Source organism: Streptomyces sp. NPDC012637 (assembly GCF_042954805.1).
Classification (GTDB): Bacteria; Actinomycetota; Actinomycetes; order Streptomycetales; family Streptomycetaceae; genus Streptomyces.
On sequence record NZ_JBIBDS010000004.1, the window covers coordinates 380,852 to 399,411 of the forward strand.

The window sequence follows — 18,560 nt, forward strand, 5'->3', positions numbered from 1 at the left end:
ATTACTCGCCCTCTCCGCCCTCGAAGGACGCCTGGTACGCGGCGAACTGCGCGCGCTCCTCGTCGACGAGCGCGTGCCCGTCCGCGTACGTGTGGTCGAACATCGCCATGTGATCCGGGACGGGCATGGCGCGGACGACCTCACGGACGTGCTTGCCGAGCGCCTCGCTCTCGGCCTCCAGCTCCTCGAAGAACGCCGCGTCGGCGTGACCCGCGTTCTCCATGTACGCCTTGAGGCGCAGGATCGGGTCCTTGGCCTCCCACGCCTCGCGCTCCGCGTCGCGGCGGTAGCGGGTCGGGTCGTCGGAGGTGGTGTGCGCGGCCATGCGGTAGGTGAACGCCTCGATGAGCGTCGGGCCCTCGCCGCGGCGGGCGCGCTCCAGGGCGGAGCGGGTCACGGCGAGACAGGCCAGGACGTCGTTGCCGTCGACGCGGACGCCGGGGAAGCCGAAGCCGCGGGCGCGCTGGTAGAGCGGGACGCGGGTCTGCTTCTCGATGGGCTCCGAGATGGCCCACTGGTTGTTCTGGCAGAAGAACACGACCGGGGCGTTGTAGACCGCGGAGAACACGAACGACTCGTTGACGTCGCCCTGGCTGGAGGCGCCGTCGCCGAAGTAGGCGAGCACGGCCGAGTCCGCGCCGTCCTTGGCGATGCCCATGGCGTAGCCCGTGGCGTGCAGGGTCTGCGAGCCGAGGACGATCGTGTACAGGTGGAAGTTGTTGGTGCTGGGGTCCCAGCCGCCGTTGTTCACACCGCGGAACATGCCGAGCAGGTTCGTGGGGTCGACCCCGCGGCACCAGGCGACACCGTGCTCGCGGTAGGTCGGGAAGACGTAGTCGTCGTCCCGAAGGGCGCGGCCGGAGCCGATCTGGGCGGCCTCCTGGCCGAGCAGCGAGGCCCACAGGCCCAGCTCGCCCTGCCGCTGCAGCGCGGTGGCCTCGGAGTCGAACCGGCGGGTGAGGACCATGTCGCGGTACAGACCGCGCAGCTCCTCGGCGCTCAGGTCGATGTCGTACTCGGGGTGCTGGACGCGCTCACCCTCGGGCGTCAGCAGCTGAACGAGCTCGGGCTCGGCGCTCTGCGCCACCGGTGCCTTCTTCGCGCTCGCGGCGCTGGTTGTGCGCTTGGCGCCGCTGCTGCGTCGCGTCGTCTTGCGCGCGGCAGTGCTCTCCACGGTCACGTGCGTGCTCCTCCGTCGGTCCAGCCTCCGGGTTCGCCTGAGGCCAGTGCGGCTCCGCCTTCTCCGTACCCTTCGCACGGGGTGGGTGCGACGCGGCCGGGGTCGGCGTGACAGGTGATCCGGCAAGCGTCGTCATAGGCACGTTACCCACAGTGCGGCATTCCTGCGAAACCCCACTTGACCTGCGATTTTGCTTGGATTTCCAAGTAAATCGAGAAAACGGGTATTCGCCGCTGGTCAGCGCATGGGACAGCGGCCCGACGCCCTCGTCGGAACACCCGGCACGTTATCCCGGCCACCCCGGGCGCGGGAAGAGCCAATATGTGAGACTGACCGCGTGCGCGAAGAAGGAAAAATCCGGGTATTTCTGCTGGACGACCATGAAGTCGTGCGGCGCGGCGTCCACGAGTTGCTCTCCGTGGAGGACGACATCGAGGTGGTCGGCGAGGCCGGCACGGCAGCGGACGCCCTGGTCAGGATCCCCGCGACCCGCCCCGACGTGGCCGTGCTCGACGTCCGGCTGCCCGACGGCAGCGGGGTCGAGGTGTGCCGCGAGGTCCGCTCGCAGGACGACTCCGTCAAGTGCCTGATGCTCACCTCGTACGCGGACGACGAGGCCCTCTTCGACGCGATCATGGCCGGAGCCTCGGGTTACGTCCTCAAGGCGATCCGCGGCAACGAGCTCCTGAACGCCGTCCGGGACGTCGCGGCCGGCAAGTCGCTGCTCGACCCGGTGGCCACCGCCCGGGTGCTCGAGCGGCTGCGGGACGGGAACAGCCCCAAGGGCGACGACCGGCTCGCCAATCTCACCGAGCAGGAGCGCAGGATCCTCGATCTGATCGGCGAGGGCCTGACCAACCGGGCCATCGGCGAGCGCCTCCACCTCGCGGAGAAGACCATCAAGAACTATGTCTCCAGCCTGCTGTCGAAGCTGGGCATGGAGCGGCGTTCCCAGGCCGCCGCGTACGTGGCGAGGATGCAGGCCGAGCGCCACTGACGGGCGCTCGCTGCCGCCCGGCCCGGCCGGTTCACCCGAACGGGTCCGCGGGGCCGGGCGGCCCGCATTCGGGACCTATGTCCCCGTGGACCGGGGCCGGGGCCCCTTTCCCGACACGGTGCCGGTGGCGGAGAGTGGAAGCCATGTCCACCGAGGAGCAACGCGCCATCGAGCTGCTGAACCGCGTGTCGTACGGGCGGCTGGCCACGAGCATGCGGGCGATGCCGTTCGTCGCCCCGGCCCGCCACATCGTGGCGGACGGCGGCGTCCTGATCCGCATGCACCGCGGTCTCGGCTACCACCGGGCCTGCAACGGCAGCGTCGTCGCGTACGGCGCGGACAACCTCACCTCCGGCGCCGAGAACCTGTGGTCCGTCCAGTTCACCGGCACCGCGGCGATCATCGAGCCGACCGAGGAACAGCTGGCGGCCTTCGGCCGGGCACCCCGCTCGGTGGACGGCGAACCCTTCGAGCCGGTCTACATGCGCATCGAGCCCCGGTTCGTCACCGTGCACACCCTCGACTACTCGTCCGACCAGGCCGAACAGCCCGAACAGGCCCTGGACGTGCACTCGCTGGAGCGACATCTCCACCACGTAGCGTGATCTAACATCTGCGGAGTGCCGCGCTCATCTGCACCTCCCCTGGTTCCCCCGGTCGGCGCCCTGCTGCGCCGCTACACGGACGCGGGCCAGCCGCTCTCCTGCCAACCCGTCGCCCAGGGGCTGCTCAACCGCGGCTACCGGCTGGCCACGACCCGCGGCGCCTACTTCCTCAAGCAGCACCTGGACGCCCGCACCGCCGACCGGGACACCATCGTCCGGCAGCACCGGGCCACCCAGCGGCTGCACGCCCTCGGTCTGCCCGTCGCCCCGCCGCTGCCCGACGCCACCGGCCGCACCGTCGCCGTCATCGGCGGCCACTGCTACGCCCTGCACCCGTGGATCGACGGCCGGCACCGCGACGGCGCCCAGCTCACCACCGCCGGCTCCCGCCGGCTCGGCACCCTCCTCGGGCACGTCCACACCTGCCTGGCCCGCGTCATGGAGTCACCGCAGCCCGGCGGCGGCCCGGACACCGGCCACGAGAGCGCCCGCCCCGAGGACACCTTCCGGCTGATCGACGAGCTGCTCCGGCTGGTCCGCTCCCGCCGCCCGCGCGACGGCTTCGACGAGCTCGCCGAGCACCGGCTGCGGGAACGGCGGGTGCTGCTCGCCGCGCACGCCCACCGACGCCCGCCGGCCGCCGCCGCGACCGGCTGGGTGCACGGCGACTTCCACCCCTTCAACCTGCTCTACCGGGGCGCGGAACCGGCCGCGATCGTCGACTGGGACCGGCTCGGGGTCCGCCCGCGGGCCGAGGAGGCCGTACGGGCCGCCGCCATCTTCTTCGTACGGCCTGCGGGCGAGCTGGCCCTCGACAAGGTGCGGGCGTACGCGCGCGCCTACCGGCGGGCGGCCGGCGCCGACGGCGCCGAACTGGCCGCGGCCGTCGACCGGGTGTGGTGGGAGCGGCTCAACGACTTCTGGACCCTGCGCTGGCGCTACCAGCTGCACGACCGCAGGGCCGACCCGCAGTTCCCCGCGGTGTCGGCCCTGGCCGTGTGGTGGACCCGTGAGTACGAGGCGGTGCGCGACGCGTTCACGGACTGACGGGCTGACGGATCGGCCGTCGGCCGGTGGGTCAGCCGGTGGTCCCGGTGGAGCTTCCGGTCGTCGTGCCCGTCGTCGTGCCCGTCGAGGTCCCGGTGGACGTGCCGGTGGAGGTGCCCGTCGAGGTGCCCGACCCGGAGGAGGTGCCGGTCGAGGTGCCGCTGGACGTGCCCTCGGTCGTGCCCTCGCTCGAACCCTCGGTCGTGCCCTCCGTGCCGCCCTCGGTCGAGCCCTCGCTCGTCCCCGTACCGCCGTCCGTCGTGTCCGTCGGATCGGTCGACGGCTGGGTCGTCGGCGGCGGGGTCGTCGGCCGGTACGTCGGCCGGTACGTGGGCGGCGTCCACCCGCCGTTGCCGCCGCTCGACGAGTCCGGCGACTGGCTGTGCGTCGGCGGGTCCTCGGACGGGGTCGGCGACTCCTCCTTCGTGGAGGGCGAATTGGTGACCGCCGGCGGCTTCGTGTCGCCGCCGCCCTTGTTGCCGGCCTTGTCGATGGCGTACGCGACACCCGCGACGATCGCGATCAGCGCGAGCGCCACGAACAGCAGCGCCTTGCCCCGTCCGCCCTTGCCGCCCTTGTTGCCGTGCGGGCCGTAGCCGTCCTGGACGTAGCCTCCGTGGCCCCCGTGACCGCCGTCGTAGCCGTATCCGCCGTCGTCCGGGTTCATCGGCGGCAGGATCGGGCCCTGCGAGGTCTCGTGGTGCATCGGATGACCCATGGCGGTCGTCGCGGCGACGCCGCCGACCGGCGTGTGCAGGCCGTCGTGCACCTCCACCGGGCCGGTGTTCCACACGCCGGTGTGGCCGCCCTGCTCCTGGAGCATCTGCAGGCCGTACTGCACGAGCCCGCGCATCTCCTCGGCGCTCTGGAACCGGTCGTCCGGGTCCTTCGCGAGCGAGCGCATCACGAGGCCGTCCAGCTCCGGCGGCGCGCCGTGCGCGACCTCGGACGGCGGGACCGGGGCGTCCTGGACGTGCTGGTAGACCACCGACAACGGTGTCTCGCCGGTGAAGGGCGGCCTCAGGGCCAGCAGCTCGTAGAGGAGACAGCCCGTCGCGTACAGGTCCGAACGGTGGTCGACGGCCTTGCCGAGCGCCTGTTCGGGGGAGAGGTACTGCGGCGTGCCCATGACCATGCCGGTCTGCGTCATGGTCGACTGCGCGCCGTGCAGGGCGCGCGCGATGCCGAAGTCCATGACCTTGACCGCGCCGGTGTGCGTGATGATGACGTTCGCCGGCTTGATGTCGCGGTGCACGATGCCGTGCTGGTGCGAGTAGGCGAGCGCCTCCAGGACACCGGAGACGATGATGAGGGCCTGCTCGGGCCCCGGCGCCTCGGCGCTGATCAGCAGGTCGCGGATGGTGCGGCCCTCGACCAGCTCCATCACGATGTACGGCACCGACCGGCCGCCGACGACGTCCTCGCCCGAGTCGTAGACGGCCACGATCGCGTGGTGGTTGAGGCCCGCGACGGACTGCGCCTCGCGCGTGAACCGGGCCTTGGAGACCGGGTCCTCCGCCAGGTCGGGACGCAGCAGCTTCACGGCGACCGTGCGCCCGAGGCGCACGTCCTCGGCCGCGAACACCTCGGCCATGCCGCCGCGGCCCAGACGGTGCGTCAGCCGGTAGCGGCCGTCGCCGACGACACCGCCGATGCCCCAGGACTCGGCGGACGCGTCCGGCACACCGCCGCCAGCTTCGGATTCGGGTGCCATCAGTCCTCGCCGTCGTCTCTCGTGCCGTGTCCGGTCGTCACGCTACAGGCTCCGTACGACATCACGGTCCGCGACGGATCGGCCATCGAACTCCGCGCACGTACACCTGTGCAAATTCCGTGGCGTTCCTGTCACGCTTCCGGGACATCCGCTGTGCGGAGGGTCACGGATCGGGCACCGAACCCGTGCCCGGCTTGACGTGTCACTGCCCTCGGGCAGACTTGGCCAGGAAATTCCGGATCAGCGCCGCCACGCGCGCGTATGGGGGAAGCACGAGATGAGCCAGGACGGCGCACAGGGCCGCTATGCGGGCGGTTCGGTAGCGGGCGGCCGGTACCAGCTGCGCGACCTGCTCGGCGAGGGCGGCATGGCGTCCGTCTACCTCGCGTACGACAGCGCGCTGGACCGCCAGGTCGCCATCAAGACGCTGCACACCGAGCTCGGCCGCGAACAGTCCTTCCGCGAACGGTTCCGCCGCGAGGCGCAGGCCGTCGCGAAGCTGTCGCACACCAACATCGTCTCGGTCTTCGACACCGGCGAGGACAACCTCGACGGCTCCGTCATGCCGTACATCGTCATGGAGTACGTGGAGGGCCAGCCGCTCGGCTCGGTGCTCGCGGCGGACGTGCAGCAGTACGGCGCGATGCCGGCCGACAAGGCGCTGAAGGTCACCGCCGACGTGCTCGCGGCCCTGGAAACCAGCCACGAGATGGGCCTGGTCCACCGGGACATCAAGCCGGGCAACGTGATGATGACCAAGCGCGGCGTGGTCAAGGTCATGGACTTCGGCATCGCCCGCGCCATGCAGTCCGGCGTCACCTCGATGACCCAGACCGGCATGGTCGTCGGCACCCCGCAGTACCTCTCCCCCGAGCAGGCCCTGGGCCGCGGCGTCGACGCCCGCTCCGACCTGTACTCGGTCGGCATCATGCTGTTCCAGCTGCTCACGGGCCGTCTGCCGTTCGACGCGGACTCGCCGCTGGCCATCGCCTACGCGCACGTCCAGGAGGAGCCGGTAGCGCCCTCCTCGGTGAACCGCTCGGTGACGCCGGCGATGGACGCGCTGGTCGCCCGCGCCCTGAAGAAGAACCCGAACGAGCGTTTCCCGAGCGCCGCCGCGATGCGCGACGAGTGCCTGCGGGTGCTCTCCGCCGGCCAGACCGGCGCTCCGATGATCGTCGCGGGCGGCCCGGTCAACAGCGGATCGGGCGTCGGCTCGGCCGTCTTCCCGCCGGTCGGCCAGACCCCGCCGCCGAGCACGCACGGCATGCAGACGCCGTACCAGCCGGTGCCGCACACCCCGCAGCCCGGGCCGTACGGGCCGCCGACCCCGGCCCCCGCGTCCTCGTACGGCTACCCGCAGCAGGCTCCGACGCCGGCCCCGTCGCCCGTCTACCAAACGCCTGCGCCCGCCCCGGCGCCCGTGCCCGGGCCGTACACCGTGCAGTCGCACCACGCGGGCGCCGCCTCCGCCGGTGGCGCCGGCGGGAACCGGAACAAGATCGCCATCGGTGTCATCGCCCTCCTCCTGGTCGCCGGCGTGATCACGGGCATCTCGCTGATGAACCGCGAGTCGGACCAGAACGCGGGCGGCGGGACCGACCCGAGCCAGAGCGCGAGCAACGCCCCTGATCACAAGGGTCCGGACTACTCGAAGACCATCGACCCGAAGAAGTGCTCCGAGCCGCGCGAGTCCTCCAGCGACCCGGCCAAGTTCGAGGTCCCGGACCTCACGTACAAGAACATCAAGTCCGTGAAGGACTGCCTCCAGGCCGCCGGCTGGAAGATCAAGGCGGAGACGTCGGTCGACGAGGCGACGTACGGCCAGGGCACGGTGATCACCCAGTACCCGCCCGCGGGCCAGGACATCACCAAGGAGGACGCCGAGTTCACCTTCCAGGTGTCCACGGGCAACCCGCCGCAGCAGTAGTCCGCGGCCGCCGTCCCGGACGGGCGCCCACGGGCGGACCCGTCCGGAGTGCCGGTTCCCTCCCGTCATGTGACGCTGAGTCCAACGACTCGGCGGCTCGGTACGGGAGGGGGTCACCCGGTGACTCCAGAACCACGTCCTCGGGCACGGGCGCTCGCGCCCGGCCTCGCCTGCCGGCTGGTGACGGGCCTGACCTGCGCCGTGACGGCCGCGGGACTCCCCGGACCGGTCGCGTACGCGGCGGAGGCGCCGCCCGTCGCCACGCGCAGCGCCTCCGCTCCCACCTCCTCGGCACCCTCGAAGCACGCGACGTCTGCCGCGCCTCCGGTGCCCGCGGCGCCCGCGCCGTCCGCCGCCACCGGCGCCCCGCGCCCGCGACCCACGGCGAGCGGTGACCCACGGCCCTCCGCGACCGTCTCCCCCGCCCCCGCGCCGAGCGGCTCCGCCGTGCCCTCCGGCTCCGCAGCGCCGCCCGAGCCCTCCGAGCCGGCGGCGCCCAGCGACCCGGCCTCCTTCGCGGGGCGTCCGGCGGGCGAGGGGCGGGAGCGTCCCGGACGGCCCGCCGCCCCGTCCGGGTCACCCGCGTCATCCGATTCATCCGAGACGTCCGAGTCGTCTGATCCCTCCGAGTCGCCGACGGCGACCTCGACGGATCCCGCCGACCCCGCTCGTACCAAAACGGCAACAGAAGGGGAGTCGGAGGCGGAGCCCGACGAGGCCGGCGGCGTCGTACCCGAGACGGACGCCCCGGCCGCCGATCCCACGCACGAGCGCGTGCCGGCGGCGGCGCCGCGGATCGGCACGGAAGCCACCACGAGCCTCTCCGACCGGCAGGTTCCCGTGCTGACGCTGGGTGTGGGGTTCGCTCTGATGGGGCTCGGCATCGGCTTCCTCGGGGTGCGGATGCGACGCCGCTGAGCCCTCCGCGACCGCCCGGGTCCCCCTTGAGACGGACCCCCGAGGTCCGTCGGAGGACGCTTGTGACCGTCGACTTACTCGGTATACATACTCGGTATGTCGATCCGCCACGGGCTTCTCGCCCTCCTCGAACGCGGCCCTCGCTACGGCTCGCAGCTCCGTACCGAGTTCGAGTCCCGCACCGGTGCCACCTGGCCGCTCAACGTGGGCCAGGTGTACACGACGCTCAACCGCCTCGAACGGGACGGGATGGTCGTCCAGGACGGCGAGGACGAGGCCGGCCACGCGCTGTACGCGATCACCGAGAGCGGTCGCGCCGAGCTGCTCAGCTGGTTCGAGAACCCCGTCGACCGCACCAGCCCGGCCCGTGACGAGCTGGCCATCAAGCTCGCCATGGCCGTCGGTGCGTCCGGCGTCGACATCCGCGACGTCATCCAGTCGCAGCGCCGCCACACGGTGAAGGCCATGCAGGACTACACCCGGCTCAAGGCGCAGGCCATCACCGCCGTCGAGAAGGCGGTCGCGGACCCCGGGGCACAGGAGCGCGACGACGTCGCCTGGCTGCTCGTCCTGGAGCAGCTGATCTTCCAGACCGAGGCGGAGGCGCGCTGGCTCGACCACTGCGAGGCCCGACTGATCCGCCTCTCGGCGGCGGCCGCCGCCTCCCGGGCGGCTCCGGCGCCGAAGGGGCACATCCCCCCGGTCACACCACGCGCCGGCAGCACCACCCGCTCGTCCTGACCGGACAGCCCGGACCCAGACCGGTCCAGACCCAGCCCAAAGCCAGACCCAGACCGGTCCGGACCCAGCCCAGAGCCAGACCGACCCAGAGTCCGACCGACCCAGACCCAGACCAGACCCAGACCGTACGTCCGGCGCCGTCAGCAGCCGTTCCGCACACGGCCGTTCGCCCGCGTACGCCCGAGGGGGATTCCATGACCACCACACAGCAGCAGCCCGTGCTGCGTCTGCAGAACCTGACCCGTGTCCACGGTTCGGGCGCCACCGAGGTGCACGCCCTGCGCGGCATCGACCTCGACGTCCATCCCGGTGAACTCGTCGCCGTCATGGGCCCGTCGGGCTCCGGCAAGTCGACCCTGCTCACCATCGCCGGCGGCCTCGACAGCCCCACCTCCGGCCGGGTGATCGTGGAGGACACGGACATCACCGCCGCGAGCCCCAAGCAGCTCGCCGCGCTGCGCCGCCGCAGCATCGGTTACGTCTTCCAGGACTACAACCTCATCCCGGCGCTCACCGCGGCCGAGAACGTGGCCCTGCCGCGCGAACTGGACGGCGTCTCCGCCCGCAAGGCCCGTGCCGAAGCCCTCGCCGCGCTCGCCGAGATGGACCTCGGGCACCTCGCCGAGCGCTTCCCCGACGAGATGTCCGGCGGCCAGCAGCAGCGCGTGGCCATCGCCCGCGCGCTCGTCGGCGACCGCCGGCTGGTCCTCGCCGACGAACCGACCGGCGCCCTCGACTCCGAGACCGGCGAGTCCGTGCTCGCCCTGCTGCGCTCCCGCTGCGACGCGGGCGCCGCTGGCGTCCTGGTCACCCACGAGCCGCGGTTCGCCGCCTGGGCCGACCGCGTCGTGTTCCTGCGGGACGGCGCCGTCGTCGACCAGACCGTACGCAGCGAGGCCGACTCGCTCCTGACCGGCCGGGCGGCGCAGCGGTGACGACCTGGTTCCACTCCTGGCGGGCCGCGGTCCGCATCGCCCGCCGTGACGCCTGGCGCTCCAAGGGCCGCAGCTTCCTGGTCCTCGCCATGATCGCCCTGCCGATCCTCGGCGTCAGCGCCTTCGACCTGACGTTCCGCAGCTCCGAACTCACCGCGGAGCAGCAGCTGGAGAGGTCCATAGGCGCCGCCGACGCCCGCTTCTCCGACGGCCATGTCGAAGGCGTTCCGCTGCTCCAGGACCCCAAGGGGGAGCAGAGCACACCCGTCGAGGACTACGACGGCGCCAACAAGCCCTGGCCGAACGGGCCGACGGACGTCACCAAGACCGTCCCGGCCGGTGCCACGGTCCTCACCGACAGCCGCGGCACCGCCAAACTCACCACCACCCACGGTCTGCTGCAGACCGAGGTCCGTGAGCTGAAGGCCGCCGACCCGGTCGCCCGCGGCATCATGCGGCTCACCGACGGCCGCTTCCCGGAGAAGAGCGACGAGCTCGCCGCGAGCACCGCCTTCCTGAAGAACAGCGGTCTCTCGGTCGGTTCCACGCTCACCGCCCGCGGCTTCGACCGCGAGTACCGGATCACCGGCGCGTACGAGCTGCCGAGCGACCTCAACGTCGAGCAGGTCAACGCCCTGCCGGGCGCGTTCCTCGCGCCGTACGGCAACGCCGTCGAGAAGGCCGGCATCCCGAAGCCCGACGTCGACACCGTGTACCTGGTGAAGAAGTCCGGTGGTTTCACGTGGAACAGCGTGCAGCAGATCAACACCAAGGGTGTCGTCGTCGTCTCGCGCGCCGTGGTCCTCGCCCCGCCCGCCGACTCCGAGGTCCCGCTGTTCCAGAAGGAGGGCTGGGGTTCCTACGAGACCAGCGCGGGCGCCGACGCCGCCGCGCTCGCCGCGGTCGGCACCGTGGTAGGCCTCGCGATGCTGGAGATCACCCTGCTCGCCGGTCCCGCGTTCGCCGTCGGCGCCCGCCGCTCCCGCCGCCAGCTCGGCCTCGTCGGCGCCAACGGCGGTGCCCGCAGCCACATCCGGGCCATCGTCCTCAGCGGCGGTCTCGTCATCGGTGTCGCCGCGGCCGTCGTCGGAACCGTCCTCGCGGTGGTCCTCACCTTCGCGCTCCGGCCGCTCCTCGAGGAGTACATGGGCCAGCGGTTCGGCGGGTTCAACGTGCGGCCCCTGGAGCTCCTCGGGATCGCCGCGATCGCCGTCCTGACCGGTCTGCTCTCCGCGATCGTCCCGGCGATCACCGCCTCCCGGACCACCGTCCTCGCCTCGCTCACCGGCCGCCGCGGCGTGCGCCGCTCCAGCCGGGTGCTGCCGGTCATCGGCCTCGTCGCCGTCGCCATCGGCACCGCGATCGCCCTCTACGGCTCGGTCGTCACCGACCAGTTCGTCATCGTGGCCGGCGGCTCCGCCATCGCCGAGCTCGGCGTGGTCGCCCTCACCCCGGCGCTGGTCGGCCTGTTCGGCCGCAGCGGCCGCTGGCTGCCGCTCTCGCCGCGCCTCGCCCTACGGGACGCGGTCCGCAACCGGGGCCGTACGGCGCCCGCCGTCGCCGCCGTCCTGGCCGCCGTCGCGGGCACCGTCGCCGTCTCCACGTACGCCGCGAGCCGCGACGCCGAGGGCCTGGCCACGTACCAGCCGAGGCTGCCGCACGGCGCCGTCGCCGCCATCGTCACCGAGGAGGGCGGCCGGGACGCCCCCGCCGTCCGCGAGGCCGTCCAGCGCTCCTTCCCCGTCGACGTGCGCGCCGACGTCTCCCGGATCTCCGTCGGCAGGCAGGGCTGCGACACGTACGGCGGCAAGGGCTGCGGCCGCTTCGAGATCGTCATCCCCAAGGCGAACGAGTGCCCCCTGTGGGCCGCCATGCCGGACGGGTCCGACCCCTCCGAGCGGTTCACCAAGGAGCAGCGCCGCAAGCTCTACCAGGAGGACTGGCGCTGCCGGTCGATGCAGGGCGAGGGCGTCTACGTCGAGGGCAACATGCTCGTCGCCGACGCCGGCGTCCTGAAGGTCCTCGGCATCACCGACCCGGGCGCCGCCAAGGCCCTCGCCGAGGGGAAGCTCGTCAGTTTCTCCAAGCCGCAGATCGACAAGAACGGCACCGTCGGCATCCGGCTGATCACCGACAACGAGGCCTACGACAAGGCCGCCCAGGAGAACAAGCCGCTCCCCGGCGAGATCAAGTCCTTCCCCGCCTACCTGGTGCCCGGCTCCCCGCTCTCGTACGGCGTGCAGAGCATCCTCAGCCCGGCCGCCGCCAAGGCCGCCGGACTGACCACGGTGCCCATGGGCGCGTACTTCACCACCGACCACCTGCCGAGCAGCGAGCAGCGGCAGAAACTCGACGGTGAGATCGCCAAGCTGGGCTCCAGCGTCGACCTGACCCTGGAGGAGGGCTACGTCAGCAAGAACAGCATCGTGCTGCTCGCGCTGACCGTCTTCGCCGGCCTGGTCACCATCGGCGCGGCCGGCATCGCGACCGGTCTCGCCCAGGCCGACGCCGAGGCCGACCTGAAGACCCTGTCCGCCGTCGGCGCCCCGCCCCGGGTGCGCCGTACGCTCAGCGGCTTCCAGTGCGGAGTCGTCGCGGCGATGGGCGTGGTCCTCGGCTCAGCCGCGGGCGTCCTGCCCGCCGTCGGGCTCAGGCTGACCGAGGAGCGCGAGCAGATGAACTTCTACCAGCGGGCCATGGACGAGGGCTGGGGCGACCTCCAGCCGCCGGTCGTGCCGGTCGTCGTCCCGTGGGAGACGCTCGCCGCCCTGCTGGTCGCCGTACCGCTCGGAGCCGCCCTGTTGGCGGCCCTGGTGACCCGCTCCCGCGGGGCGCTGGCCCGCCGCGCCGCGCACTGAGCGTACGCGGGCCCGTCGAGTCCGTTGCCGGGTCGTGCCCCTGGAGGAGGGTGGATCACCCTCCTCCAGGGGCACACCGTGTGATGAGGCGTTCGTGCGAGAGAATGGCGGCATGGAGATGCCGAGGAATGAAAGGTCGCCGGAGAGCCCCCAGGTCCTCATCGTGGGCCAGGACGGGATGGCGCTCGGCGGCACGGGTGACGACGAATCCCGCGAGGTCCCGGTGACGGAAATGGTCGAACAGCCTGCGAAGGTCATGCGCATCGGCAGCATGATCAAGCAGCTGCTTGAGGAGGTCAGGGCGGCACCTCTCGACGAGGCCAGCCGTGTTCGGCTCAAGGAGATCCACGCCAGCTCGGTGAAGGAGCTGGAGGACGGGCTGGCCCCGGAGCTGGTGGAGGAACTGGAGCGGCTGTCCCTGCCGTTCACCGACGAGGCCATTCCCTCGGAGGCGGAACTGCGCATCGCGCAGGCCCAGTTGGTGGGCTGGCTCGAGGGCCTCTTCCACGGCATCCAGACGGCGCTGTTCGCCCAGCAAATGGCCGCCAGGGCCCAGTTGGAGCAGATGCGCCGCGCACTGCCGCCCGGCTCGTCGCACGACGATGACGACGACCACGGGCCGCAGCGCGGCCGCGCGGTCGGCTCGGGGCCGTATCTGTAGACAGCTCCGAGGTTCCGCGAGACGCTCGGGGCCCGGCACACCGTGAAGGCGGTGTGCCGGGCCCCTCGTACGTCCGGAACGGAGCCGTATCCGGGGCCGTCTACGGCGCCAGCAGGAGCACCTTGCCGACGTGGCTGCTCGCCTCGACGGCCCGGTGGGCCTCGGCGGCGTCCGCCATCGGCAGGGTGCGGTCCACGACCGGGGTGACGGTGCCCGCGGCGATCAGCGGCCACACGTGCTCGCGGACGGCGGCGACCACCGCCGCCTTCTCGGCCGGCGGACGCGAACGCAGCGTCGTCGCGAGGACGGCGGCACGCTTGGCCATCAGCGCGGACAGGTTGAGCTCGCCCTTGACGCCGCCCTGGAGGCCGATGACGACCAGCCGGCCGCTGACGGCGAGCGCCTTGACGTTCCGTTCCAGGTACTTGGCGCCGACGATGTCGAGGATGACGTCCGCGCCTTCCCCGTCGGTCGCCTTGCGGAGCTCCTCGACGAAGTCCTGTTCGCGGTAGTCGATGAGGATGTCCGCGCCCAACTCGGCGCAGCGGGCCAGCTTCTCGGCGCTGCCGGCGGTGACCGCCACCCGCGCGCCGACCGCCTTGGCCAGCTGGATCGCCATGGTGCCGATGCCACTCGCCCCACCGTGCACGAGGAGCGTCTCGCCGGGCCGCAGATGGGCGAGCATGAAGACGTTCGACCACACCGTGCAGGCCACCTCGGGCAGCGCGGCGGCCGTCACCAGGTCCATGCCCTCCGGCTTCGGCAGCAACTGGCCCATGGGCACGGTCACTTTCTCGGCGTAGCCGCCACCGACGAGCAGCGCGCACACCTCGTCGCCGACGGACCAGCCGGAGACCCCGGGACCGAGCGCGACGATCCGGCCCGCGCACTCGAGACCCGGGTACGGCGAGCTGCCCGGCGGCGGGTCGTAGAAGCCCTGGCGCTGGAGCAGGTCGGCACGGTTGACGGCGCTCGCCACCACCTCGACGAGCACTTCACCCTCGGCGGGGACGGGATCGGGCACCTCGGCCCAGACCAACGCCTCGGGCCCGCCGGGTTCCGGAATCGTGATCGCATGCATGCCGGCGAGGCTACTCCCGGAGACGCCCGCGCCCGCGGTCCGGCCGGGCGCCGGACCGGGTGAGTGCCTGGTCCGGAGCGGGTCCGGTCGGGAGCGGGCCCGGGCCGGCTGGGCGCCGGGCCGGGCTGAGTCGCGGTCGTGTCCGGTCTGGCCCGGGCGGGCTCAGTCCTCCGCCGGGGTGGTGAGCGGGGTGACGGCCGCTGCGCGCACGATGGTGATCACTCGGTCGGTCAGCTGGAGCGGGCTGGCGGCGGGGTCGTCGTAACCGAGCAGCCGGTGCCCGCGCAGCACGCTCACCACCAGGTCGTCGGTGTCCCGCACGCTGCGCCCGGCCTCGGCCTTGGTCACCGGGCGTTCCACGAGGTCGAGGCCGGTGCCCTGCTGGATGAGGTCCTCCATCACCGTACCGGCGCTGGGGCTGAGCACCGACAGACCGAGCAGCCGGCCGGCGGCACTGGCGCTGGTGATCACGGCGTCGGCGCCGGACTGGCGCAGCAGCGGCGCGTTCTCCTCCTCACGGACCGCGGCGACGATCTTGGCGCCCTTGTTGAGCTGGCGGGCCGTGAGGGTGACGAGCACCGCGGTGTCGTCGCGCTGGGTGGCGATCACGATCTGACGGGCCTTCTGCACCTCGGCGCGGAGCAGGACTTCGCTGCGGGTCGCGTCGCCGAGGACGCCGACGAAACCATCCGCGTTGGCCGCCTCGATCACCTTGGTGGACGGGTCGACGATGACGATGTGGTCCTTGCGCAGCCCGGTCGCGCACAGCGTCTGGATCGCCGAGCGACCCTTGGTACCGAAGCCGACGATGACGGTGTGGTCGCGCAAGGTGGACCTCCAGCGGTTCAGCCGGAACTCCTCCCGGGTCCGCTCCGTGAGGACCTCGAGGGTGGTGCCGACCAGGATGATCAGAAACAGTACGCGCAGCGGCGTGACCAGCAGGATGTTCGCGAGCCGCGCCGAATCGCTGTAGGGGACGATGTCGCCGTAGCCCGTGGTGGAGAGGGTGACGGTCGCGTAGTAGACGCAGTCGAGGAAGTCGACCGTCTCGTTGGCGTTGTCGTGGTACCCCTCACGGTCGACGTAGACGATGAGGACGGTGACGACGAGGACGCCCAGCGCCATGAGGAGCCGTTTGCCCACCTGCCGGAGCGGCTTCTCGACCACCCGTCGCGGCAGCCGCACGCGGGGCCCTGACACCCGCTCGTCGGCCTGTCGCGCCATCGCGTCTCCACTGGGAAGTTTCACGTGAAACACGCCCCCTCGTCCGCGTCGAGTCCGGCACCTGCCGGCCAGGGAAGATCGAGGACCTCCAGCGGCTGCCCGGCGGCGGCACCCCCGGGAGGGACCACGGCCATCCCGTCGGCGGCGGCGATACCCCGGAGCATGGCGGGCCCGTGATAGCGCAGCGGCACGGCCTCGTCGCCACGCCGTACGACGGGCACGAGCCGGGTGTCGTAGGGATGCCCTTGGATCTCCTCACGCACCTCCACGCGGTACGGGCCCGGGGCCGGGGATGCGCCCGAGGACGCGGCGGAGCGTCCGGCGAGCGCGCGGAGCAGCGGCTCGGCGAGCGTGAGCAGTCCGGAGACGGCAGCGAGCGGGTTGCCGGGCAGGCCCACGAGATGCCGGGCGGGACGGCGGGCGCCGCCCGCGGCCGGGAGCTCGGCGAGGAGCATGGGGTGGCCGGGGCGGACCTTCACGCCGTCGACCAGCAGGGCGGCACCTGCCTTGGCGAGCACCGGGTGGACGTGGTCGACAGGCCCGGCCGCGGTGCCGCCGGTGGTGACCACGAGCTCGGCCTCGGAGCCGGTGACGGCCGCGTACAGCTCCTCGGCGTCGTCGCGGATCCGGCGGGTGCCGAGCACGTCGGCGCCGAGCGCCCGCAGCCAGGGGTCGAGCATGGGGCCGAGCGCGTCGCGGATCAGGCCCTCGTGGGGGAGCCCGGCGGTGAGGAGCTCGTCGCCGAGGACCAGGACCTCCACGCGGGGGCGCGGGTGCACGGTCAGCTCGTCGTAGCCCGCCGCGGCGGCGAGCCCGAGGACGGCGGGACTCACGGCACTCCCGGCGGGCAGCAACCGGTCGCCGGAGCGGCACTCCTGGCCGCGCGGGCGGATGTCCTGGCCGTGCGTGACCACGCGCAGGGCGTGCAGCTGGCCCGCCGGGTCGGTACGGGCGTGCTCGCTGCGTACGACGGCGGTGGCCCCGGCCGGTACCCGTGCGCCGGTGGCGATCCGTACGGCGTCGCCGTCGGCGAGCTCGGTGGGGCCGGACTGCCCGGCGAGGACGGAGCCCTCGGGGTCGGTCCGCCAGGGGCCGGGACCGGCGACGGCCCAGCCGTCCATGGCGGAGGTGTCGAAGGAGGGCAGGTCGGTGAGCGCGTGCAGCGGCTCGGCCAGGATCCGGCCGAGCGCCTGCCCGAGCGGCACCCGCCCGGCCGGCCGCGCCGCCGCCGCCCTCGCCCCGGCCCGCGCGGCCACGGCCCGCGCCTCGGGCCAGTCGGTGGCCCGATGCCGCTCGGGCTTCGGCACGGGGGCGGAAGCGGGCGCGGGTCCGGCGGCTGACGTGTCGGGCGAGGAATCGGTTCGGCGGCGGCCGACGAGGGCGAGGACATCGTCCACGCCGTCGTCCACGCCGTCGTCGGGCACCCGCTCCTTCATGGTCATCCGGCCTCGTCCTGCTCCGCGGCCCAGCGCTGGGCGAGCGCGGCGGCCTTGCGGGCGGCCTCGGCGACGGCCTCCCGGCCGCCACCGGCCCCGGCGGCGCTCGCCGCCGCGTACCCGACCAGGAAGGTGGTCAGCGGCGCGGCAGGCCGTGCGACGCCGTGCGCGGCGTCGCGGGCCAGGTCGAGCAGCACGCCCGTGTCGACGTCCAGGTCGATGCCCAGTTCGTCCTTGACTGCGGTGATCCATTCATCCAGCACGTTCCCATGCTCCCTGATCCGCGCCCGGGCGGTGGCGATGTCCTCCCAGGTGTCGCAGTCGAACGACGCCGAGCCCTCGGCGGCGACCCGCTCGACCCGCAGCCCGCCGACGACCTTCCGCAACGGAAGGCCGCCCAGCTCCGCCCCGGCACGCTCCAGCTCCCGCCGCAGCGCCTCCACCCGGTACACCGCCACCAGCGGCTGCTCCCGCCCTTCGCCGTCGACCAGGACGGCCCCCTCACTGCCCGGCGCCGCCTCCAGCGCCCGAACGAGCCGCCGCGCGGCCCGCACCTCGAAGAACGGCAGATCGGCGGAGAGCACGAGCACGAAGGGCGCGACGGGGCGGGCGGGGACGGAGGGGGCGGCGGGGACGGAGGGGACGGAGGGGGCGGCCAGGACGGAGGGCGCGGGCGCGGAGCCTTCTCCCGGGGCGGCGGGCGCGGGCGCGGAGCCTTCTCCCGGGGCGGTGGGCGCGGGCGCGGAGCCTTCCCCCGGGGCGGCGGGCGCGTCGCCGGAGGCTGCGAGGTCGGAGGCCGCGGGGCCTGTGGCCGCCGCATCGGGGCCTCCTGCCGCCTCGGTGGCGTCTGTGGCCGCCACGTCGGGGTCTGTGGCCGCCGCCTCGGTCAGGCGGCGCAGGCCCGCGTCGAGGGCGGCGACAGGGCCGCCGCCGGGCGGTTCCTCGCGTGCCCACTCGACGGGGTGGGCGGTCGCGCGGGGCTCGGCGACGACCACGATGCGGCCGGCGTCGCGGCAGGCCGCGAGGACCCGGTCGAGCAGGGGGCGTCCCCCGACCCGTACCCCGGGCTTGTCCGCCCCGCCGAGGCGCCTGGCGGCGCCCCCGGCGAGCACGATGGCGTCGTACGCGGTCGTCATCCCAGCAGTATGGTCCGCGCCCGGGCCGATGGGGTGACCGGCCCGGCACAGCCCGGCGCACCGGGAACGCGTCCGGGACCCGGCGTGGGGTTGGGTC

At 73.1% G+C, this 18,560-nt stretch carries 15 protein-coding genes; 9 read left to right on the top strand and 6 right to left on the bottom strand.

Annotated elements, in window-relative coordinates:
• Window position 1 precedes the first annotated feature (1 nt).
• Window positions 2–1,180 carry a pyruvate dehydrogenase (acetyl-transferring) E1 component subunit alpha gene (gene pdhA / locus ACFY8W_RS18745; RefSeq protein ID WP_391106180.1) on the bottom strand — a complete coding sequence of 393 codons (1,179 nt, stop codon included), beginning with the start codon at window positions 1,178–1,180 and terminating at the stop codon, window positions 2–4.
• Window positions 1,181–1,517: 337 nt separating this feature from the next.
• Between pdhA and ACFY8W_RS18750 the strand changes: the two genes are divergently transcribed.
• The 3 genes from ACFY8W_RS18750 to ACFY8W_RS18760 all read left to right on the top strand — a co-directional run bounded on the left by ACFY8W_RS18750 (window position 1,518) and on the right by ACFY8W_RS18760 (window position 3,829).
• Complete coding sequence (locus ACFY8W_RS18750) at window positions 1,518–2,177, top strand: response regulator (RefSeq protein WP_391106182.1); 660 nt, start codon at window positions 1,518–1,520, stop codon at window positions 2,175–2,177.
• Window positions 2,178–2,320: 143 nt separating this feature from the next.
• Window positions 2,321–2,782 carry a pyridoxamine 5'-phosphate oxidase family protein gene (locus ACFY8W_RS18755; protein ID WP_391106184.1) on the top strand — a complete coding sequence of 154 codons (462 nt, stop codon included), beginning with the start codon at window positions 2,321–2,323 and terminating at the stop codon, window positions 2,780–2,782.
• A gap of 15 nt (window positions 2,783–2,797) precedes the next feature.
• Window positions 2,798–3,829, top strand: a complete 1,032-nt coding sequence (locus tag ACFY8W_RS18760) for a phosphotransferase (RefSeq protein ID WP_391106186.1) — start codon at window positions 2,798–2,800, stop codon at window positions 3,827–3,829.
• Window positions 3,830–3,860: 31 nt separating this feature from the next.
• Here ACFY8W_RS18760 and ACFY8W_RS18765 read toward each other — a convergent pair whose 3' ends face one another.
• Window positions 3,861–5,543: a protein kinase gene (locus ACFY8W_RS18765; RefSeq protein WP_391106188.1), complete on the bottom strand. Its 1,683-nt coding sequence runs from the start codon at window positions 5,541–5,543 to the stop codon at window positions 3,861–3,863.
• Window positions 5,544–5,820: 277 nt separating this feature from the next.
• Between ACFY8W_RS18765 and ACFY8W_RS18770 the strand changes: the two genes are divergently transcribed.
• The 6 genes from ACFY8W_RS18770 to ACFY8W_RS18795 all read left to right on the top strand — a co-directional run bounded on the left by ACFY8W_RS18770 (window position 5,821) and on the right by ACFY8W_RS18795 (window position 13,586).
• Window positions 5,821–7,473 (top strand): protein kinase, encoded by a 1,653-nt coding sequence (locus tag ACFY8W_RS18770; RefSeq protein WP_391106190.1) that lies wholly within the window; start codon window positions 5,821–5,823, stop codon window positions 7,471–7,473.
• A 120-nt stretch (window positions 7,474–7,593) separates the two neighbouring features.
• Window positions 7,594–8,391, top strand: coding sequence for a hypothetical protein (locus tag ACFY8W_RS18775; RefSeq protein ID WP_391106192.1), 798 nt, complete (start codon window positions 7,594–7,596; stop codon window positions 8,389–8,391).
• Window positions 8,392–8,487: 96 nt separating this feature from the next.
• Complete coding sequence (locus tag ACFY8W_RS18780; protein WP_391106193.1) at window positions 8,488–9,132, top strand: helix-turn-helix transcriptional regulator; 645 nt, start codon at window positions 8,488–8,490, stop codon at window positions 9,130–9,132.
• Window positions 9,133–9,326: 194 nt separating this feature from the next.
• Window positions 9,327–10,067 (top strand): ATP-binding cassette domain-containing protein, encoded by a 741-nt coding sequence (locus ACFY8W_RS18785; RefSeq protein WP_391106195.1) that lies wholly within the window; start codon window positions 9,327–9,329, stop codon window positions 10,065–10,067.
• Window positions 10,064–12,925, top strand: coding sequence for an FtsX-like permease family protein (locus ACFY8W_RS18790; protein WP_391106197.1), 2,862 nt, complete (start codon window positions 10,064–10,066; stop codon window positions 12,923–12,925). Before ACFY8W_RS18785 ends, ACFY8W_RS18790 begins: the two co-directional genes overlap by 4 nt.
• A gap of 112 nt (window positions 12,926–13,037) precedes the next feature.
• Complete coding sequence (locus ACFY8W_RS18795; protein ID WP_391106199.1) at window positions 13,038–13,586, top strand: proteasome activator; 549 nt, start codon at window positions 13,038–13,040, stop codon at window positions 13,584–13,586.
• A 100-nt stretch (window positions 13,587–13,686) separates the two neighbouring features.
• On the opposite strand, the gene ACFY8W_RS18800 is transcribed toward ACFY8W_RS18795, so the two are convergent.
• From ACFY8W_RS18800 to ACFY8W_RS18815, 4 genes are all read right to left on the bottom strand, one after another.
• On the bottom strand, window positions 13,687–14,667 hold the full coding sequence (locus ACFY8W_RS18800; protein WP_391106201.1) for a zinc-binding dehydrogenase: 981 nt from the start codon (window positions 14,665–14,667) through the stop codon (window positions 13,687–13,689).
• A 162-nt stretch (window positions 14,668–14,829) separates the two neighbouring features.
• On the bottom strand, window positions 14,830–15,891 hold the full coding sequence (locus tag ACFY8W_RS18805) for an NAD-binding protein (protein WP_391106203.1): 1,062 nt from the start codon (window positions 15,889–15,891) through the stop codon (window positions 14,830–14,832).
• A gap of 20 nt (window positions 15,892–15,911) precedes the next feature.
• Window positions 15,912–17,333, bottom strand: coding sequence for a molybdopterin-binding protein (locus tag ACFY8W_RS18810; protein ID WP_391106205.1), 1,422 nt, complete (start codon window positions 17,331–17,333; stop codon window positions 15,912–15,914).
• Window positions 17,330–18,463 (bottom strand): DUF6457 domain-containing protein, encoded by a 1,134-nt coding sequence (locus ACFY8W_RS18815; RefSeq protein WP_391106207.1) that lies wholly within the window; start codon window positions 18,461–18,463, stop codon window positions 17,330–17,332. Before ACFY8W_RS18815 ends, ACFY8W_RS18810 begins: the two co-directional genes overlap by 4 nt.
• Window positions 18,464–18,560 lie beyond the last annotated feature (97 nt).

What these genes read in the sequence shown, in the direction of transcription:
- ACFY8W_RS18810 (WP_391106205.1), bottom strand. Translation starts at nt 17,333, where the DNA reads ATGACCATGAAGGAGCGGGTGCCCGACGACGGCGTGGACGACGGCGTG.
- ACFY8W_RS18815 (WP_391106207.1), bottom strand. Translation starts at nt 18,463, where the DNA reads ATGACGACCGCGTACGACGCCATCGTGCTCGCCGGGGGCGCCGCCAGG.
- ACFY8W_RS18800 (WP_391106201.1), bottom strand. Translation starts at nt 14,667, where the DNA reads ATGCATGCGATCACGATTCCGGAACCCGGCGGGCCCGAGGCGTTGGTC.
- ACFY8W_RS18755 (WP_391106184.1), top strand. Translation starts at nt 2,321, where the DNA reads ATGTCCACCGAGGAGCAACGCGCCATCGAGCTGCTGAACCGCGTGTCG.
- ACFY8W_RS18780 (WP_391106193.1), top strand. Translation starts at nt 8,488, where the DNA reads ATGTCGATCCGCCACGGGCTTCTCGCCCTCCTCGAACGCGGCCCTCGC.
- ACFY8W_RS18795 (WP_391106199.1), top strand. Translation starts at nt 13,038, where the DNA reads ATGGAGATGCCGAGGAATGAAAGGTCGCCGGAGAGCCCCCAGGTCCTC.
- ACFY8W_RS18770 (WP_391106190.1), top strand. Translation starts at nt 5,821, where the DNA reads ATGAGCCAGGACGGCGCACAGGGCCGCTATGCGGGCGGTTCGGTAGCG.
- ACFY8W_RS18765 (WP_391106188.1), bottom strand. Translation starts at nt 5,543, where the DNA reads ATGGCACCCGAATCCGAAGCTGGCGGCGGTGTGCCGGACGCGTCCGCC.
- ACFY8W_RS18785 (WP_391106195.1), top strand. Translation starts at nt 9,327, where the DNA reads ATGACCACCACACAGCAGCAGCCCGTGCTGCGTCTGCAGAACCTGACC.
- ACFY8W_RS18805 (WP_391106203.1), bottom strand. Translation starts at nt 15,891, where the DNA reads ATGGCGCGACAGGCCGACGAGCGGGTGTCAGGGCCCCGCGTGCGGCTG.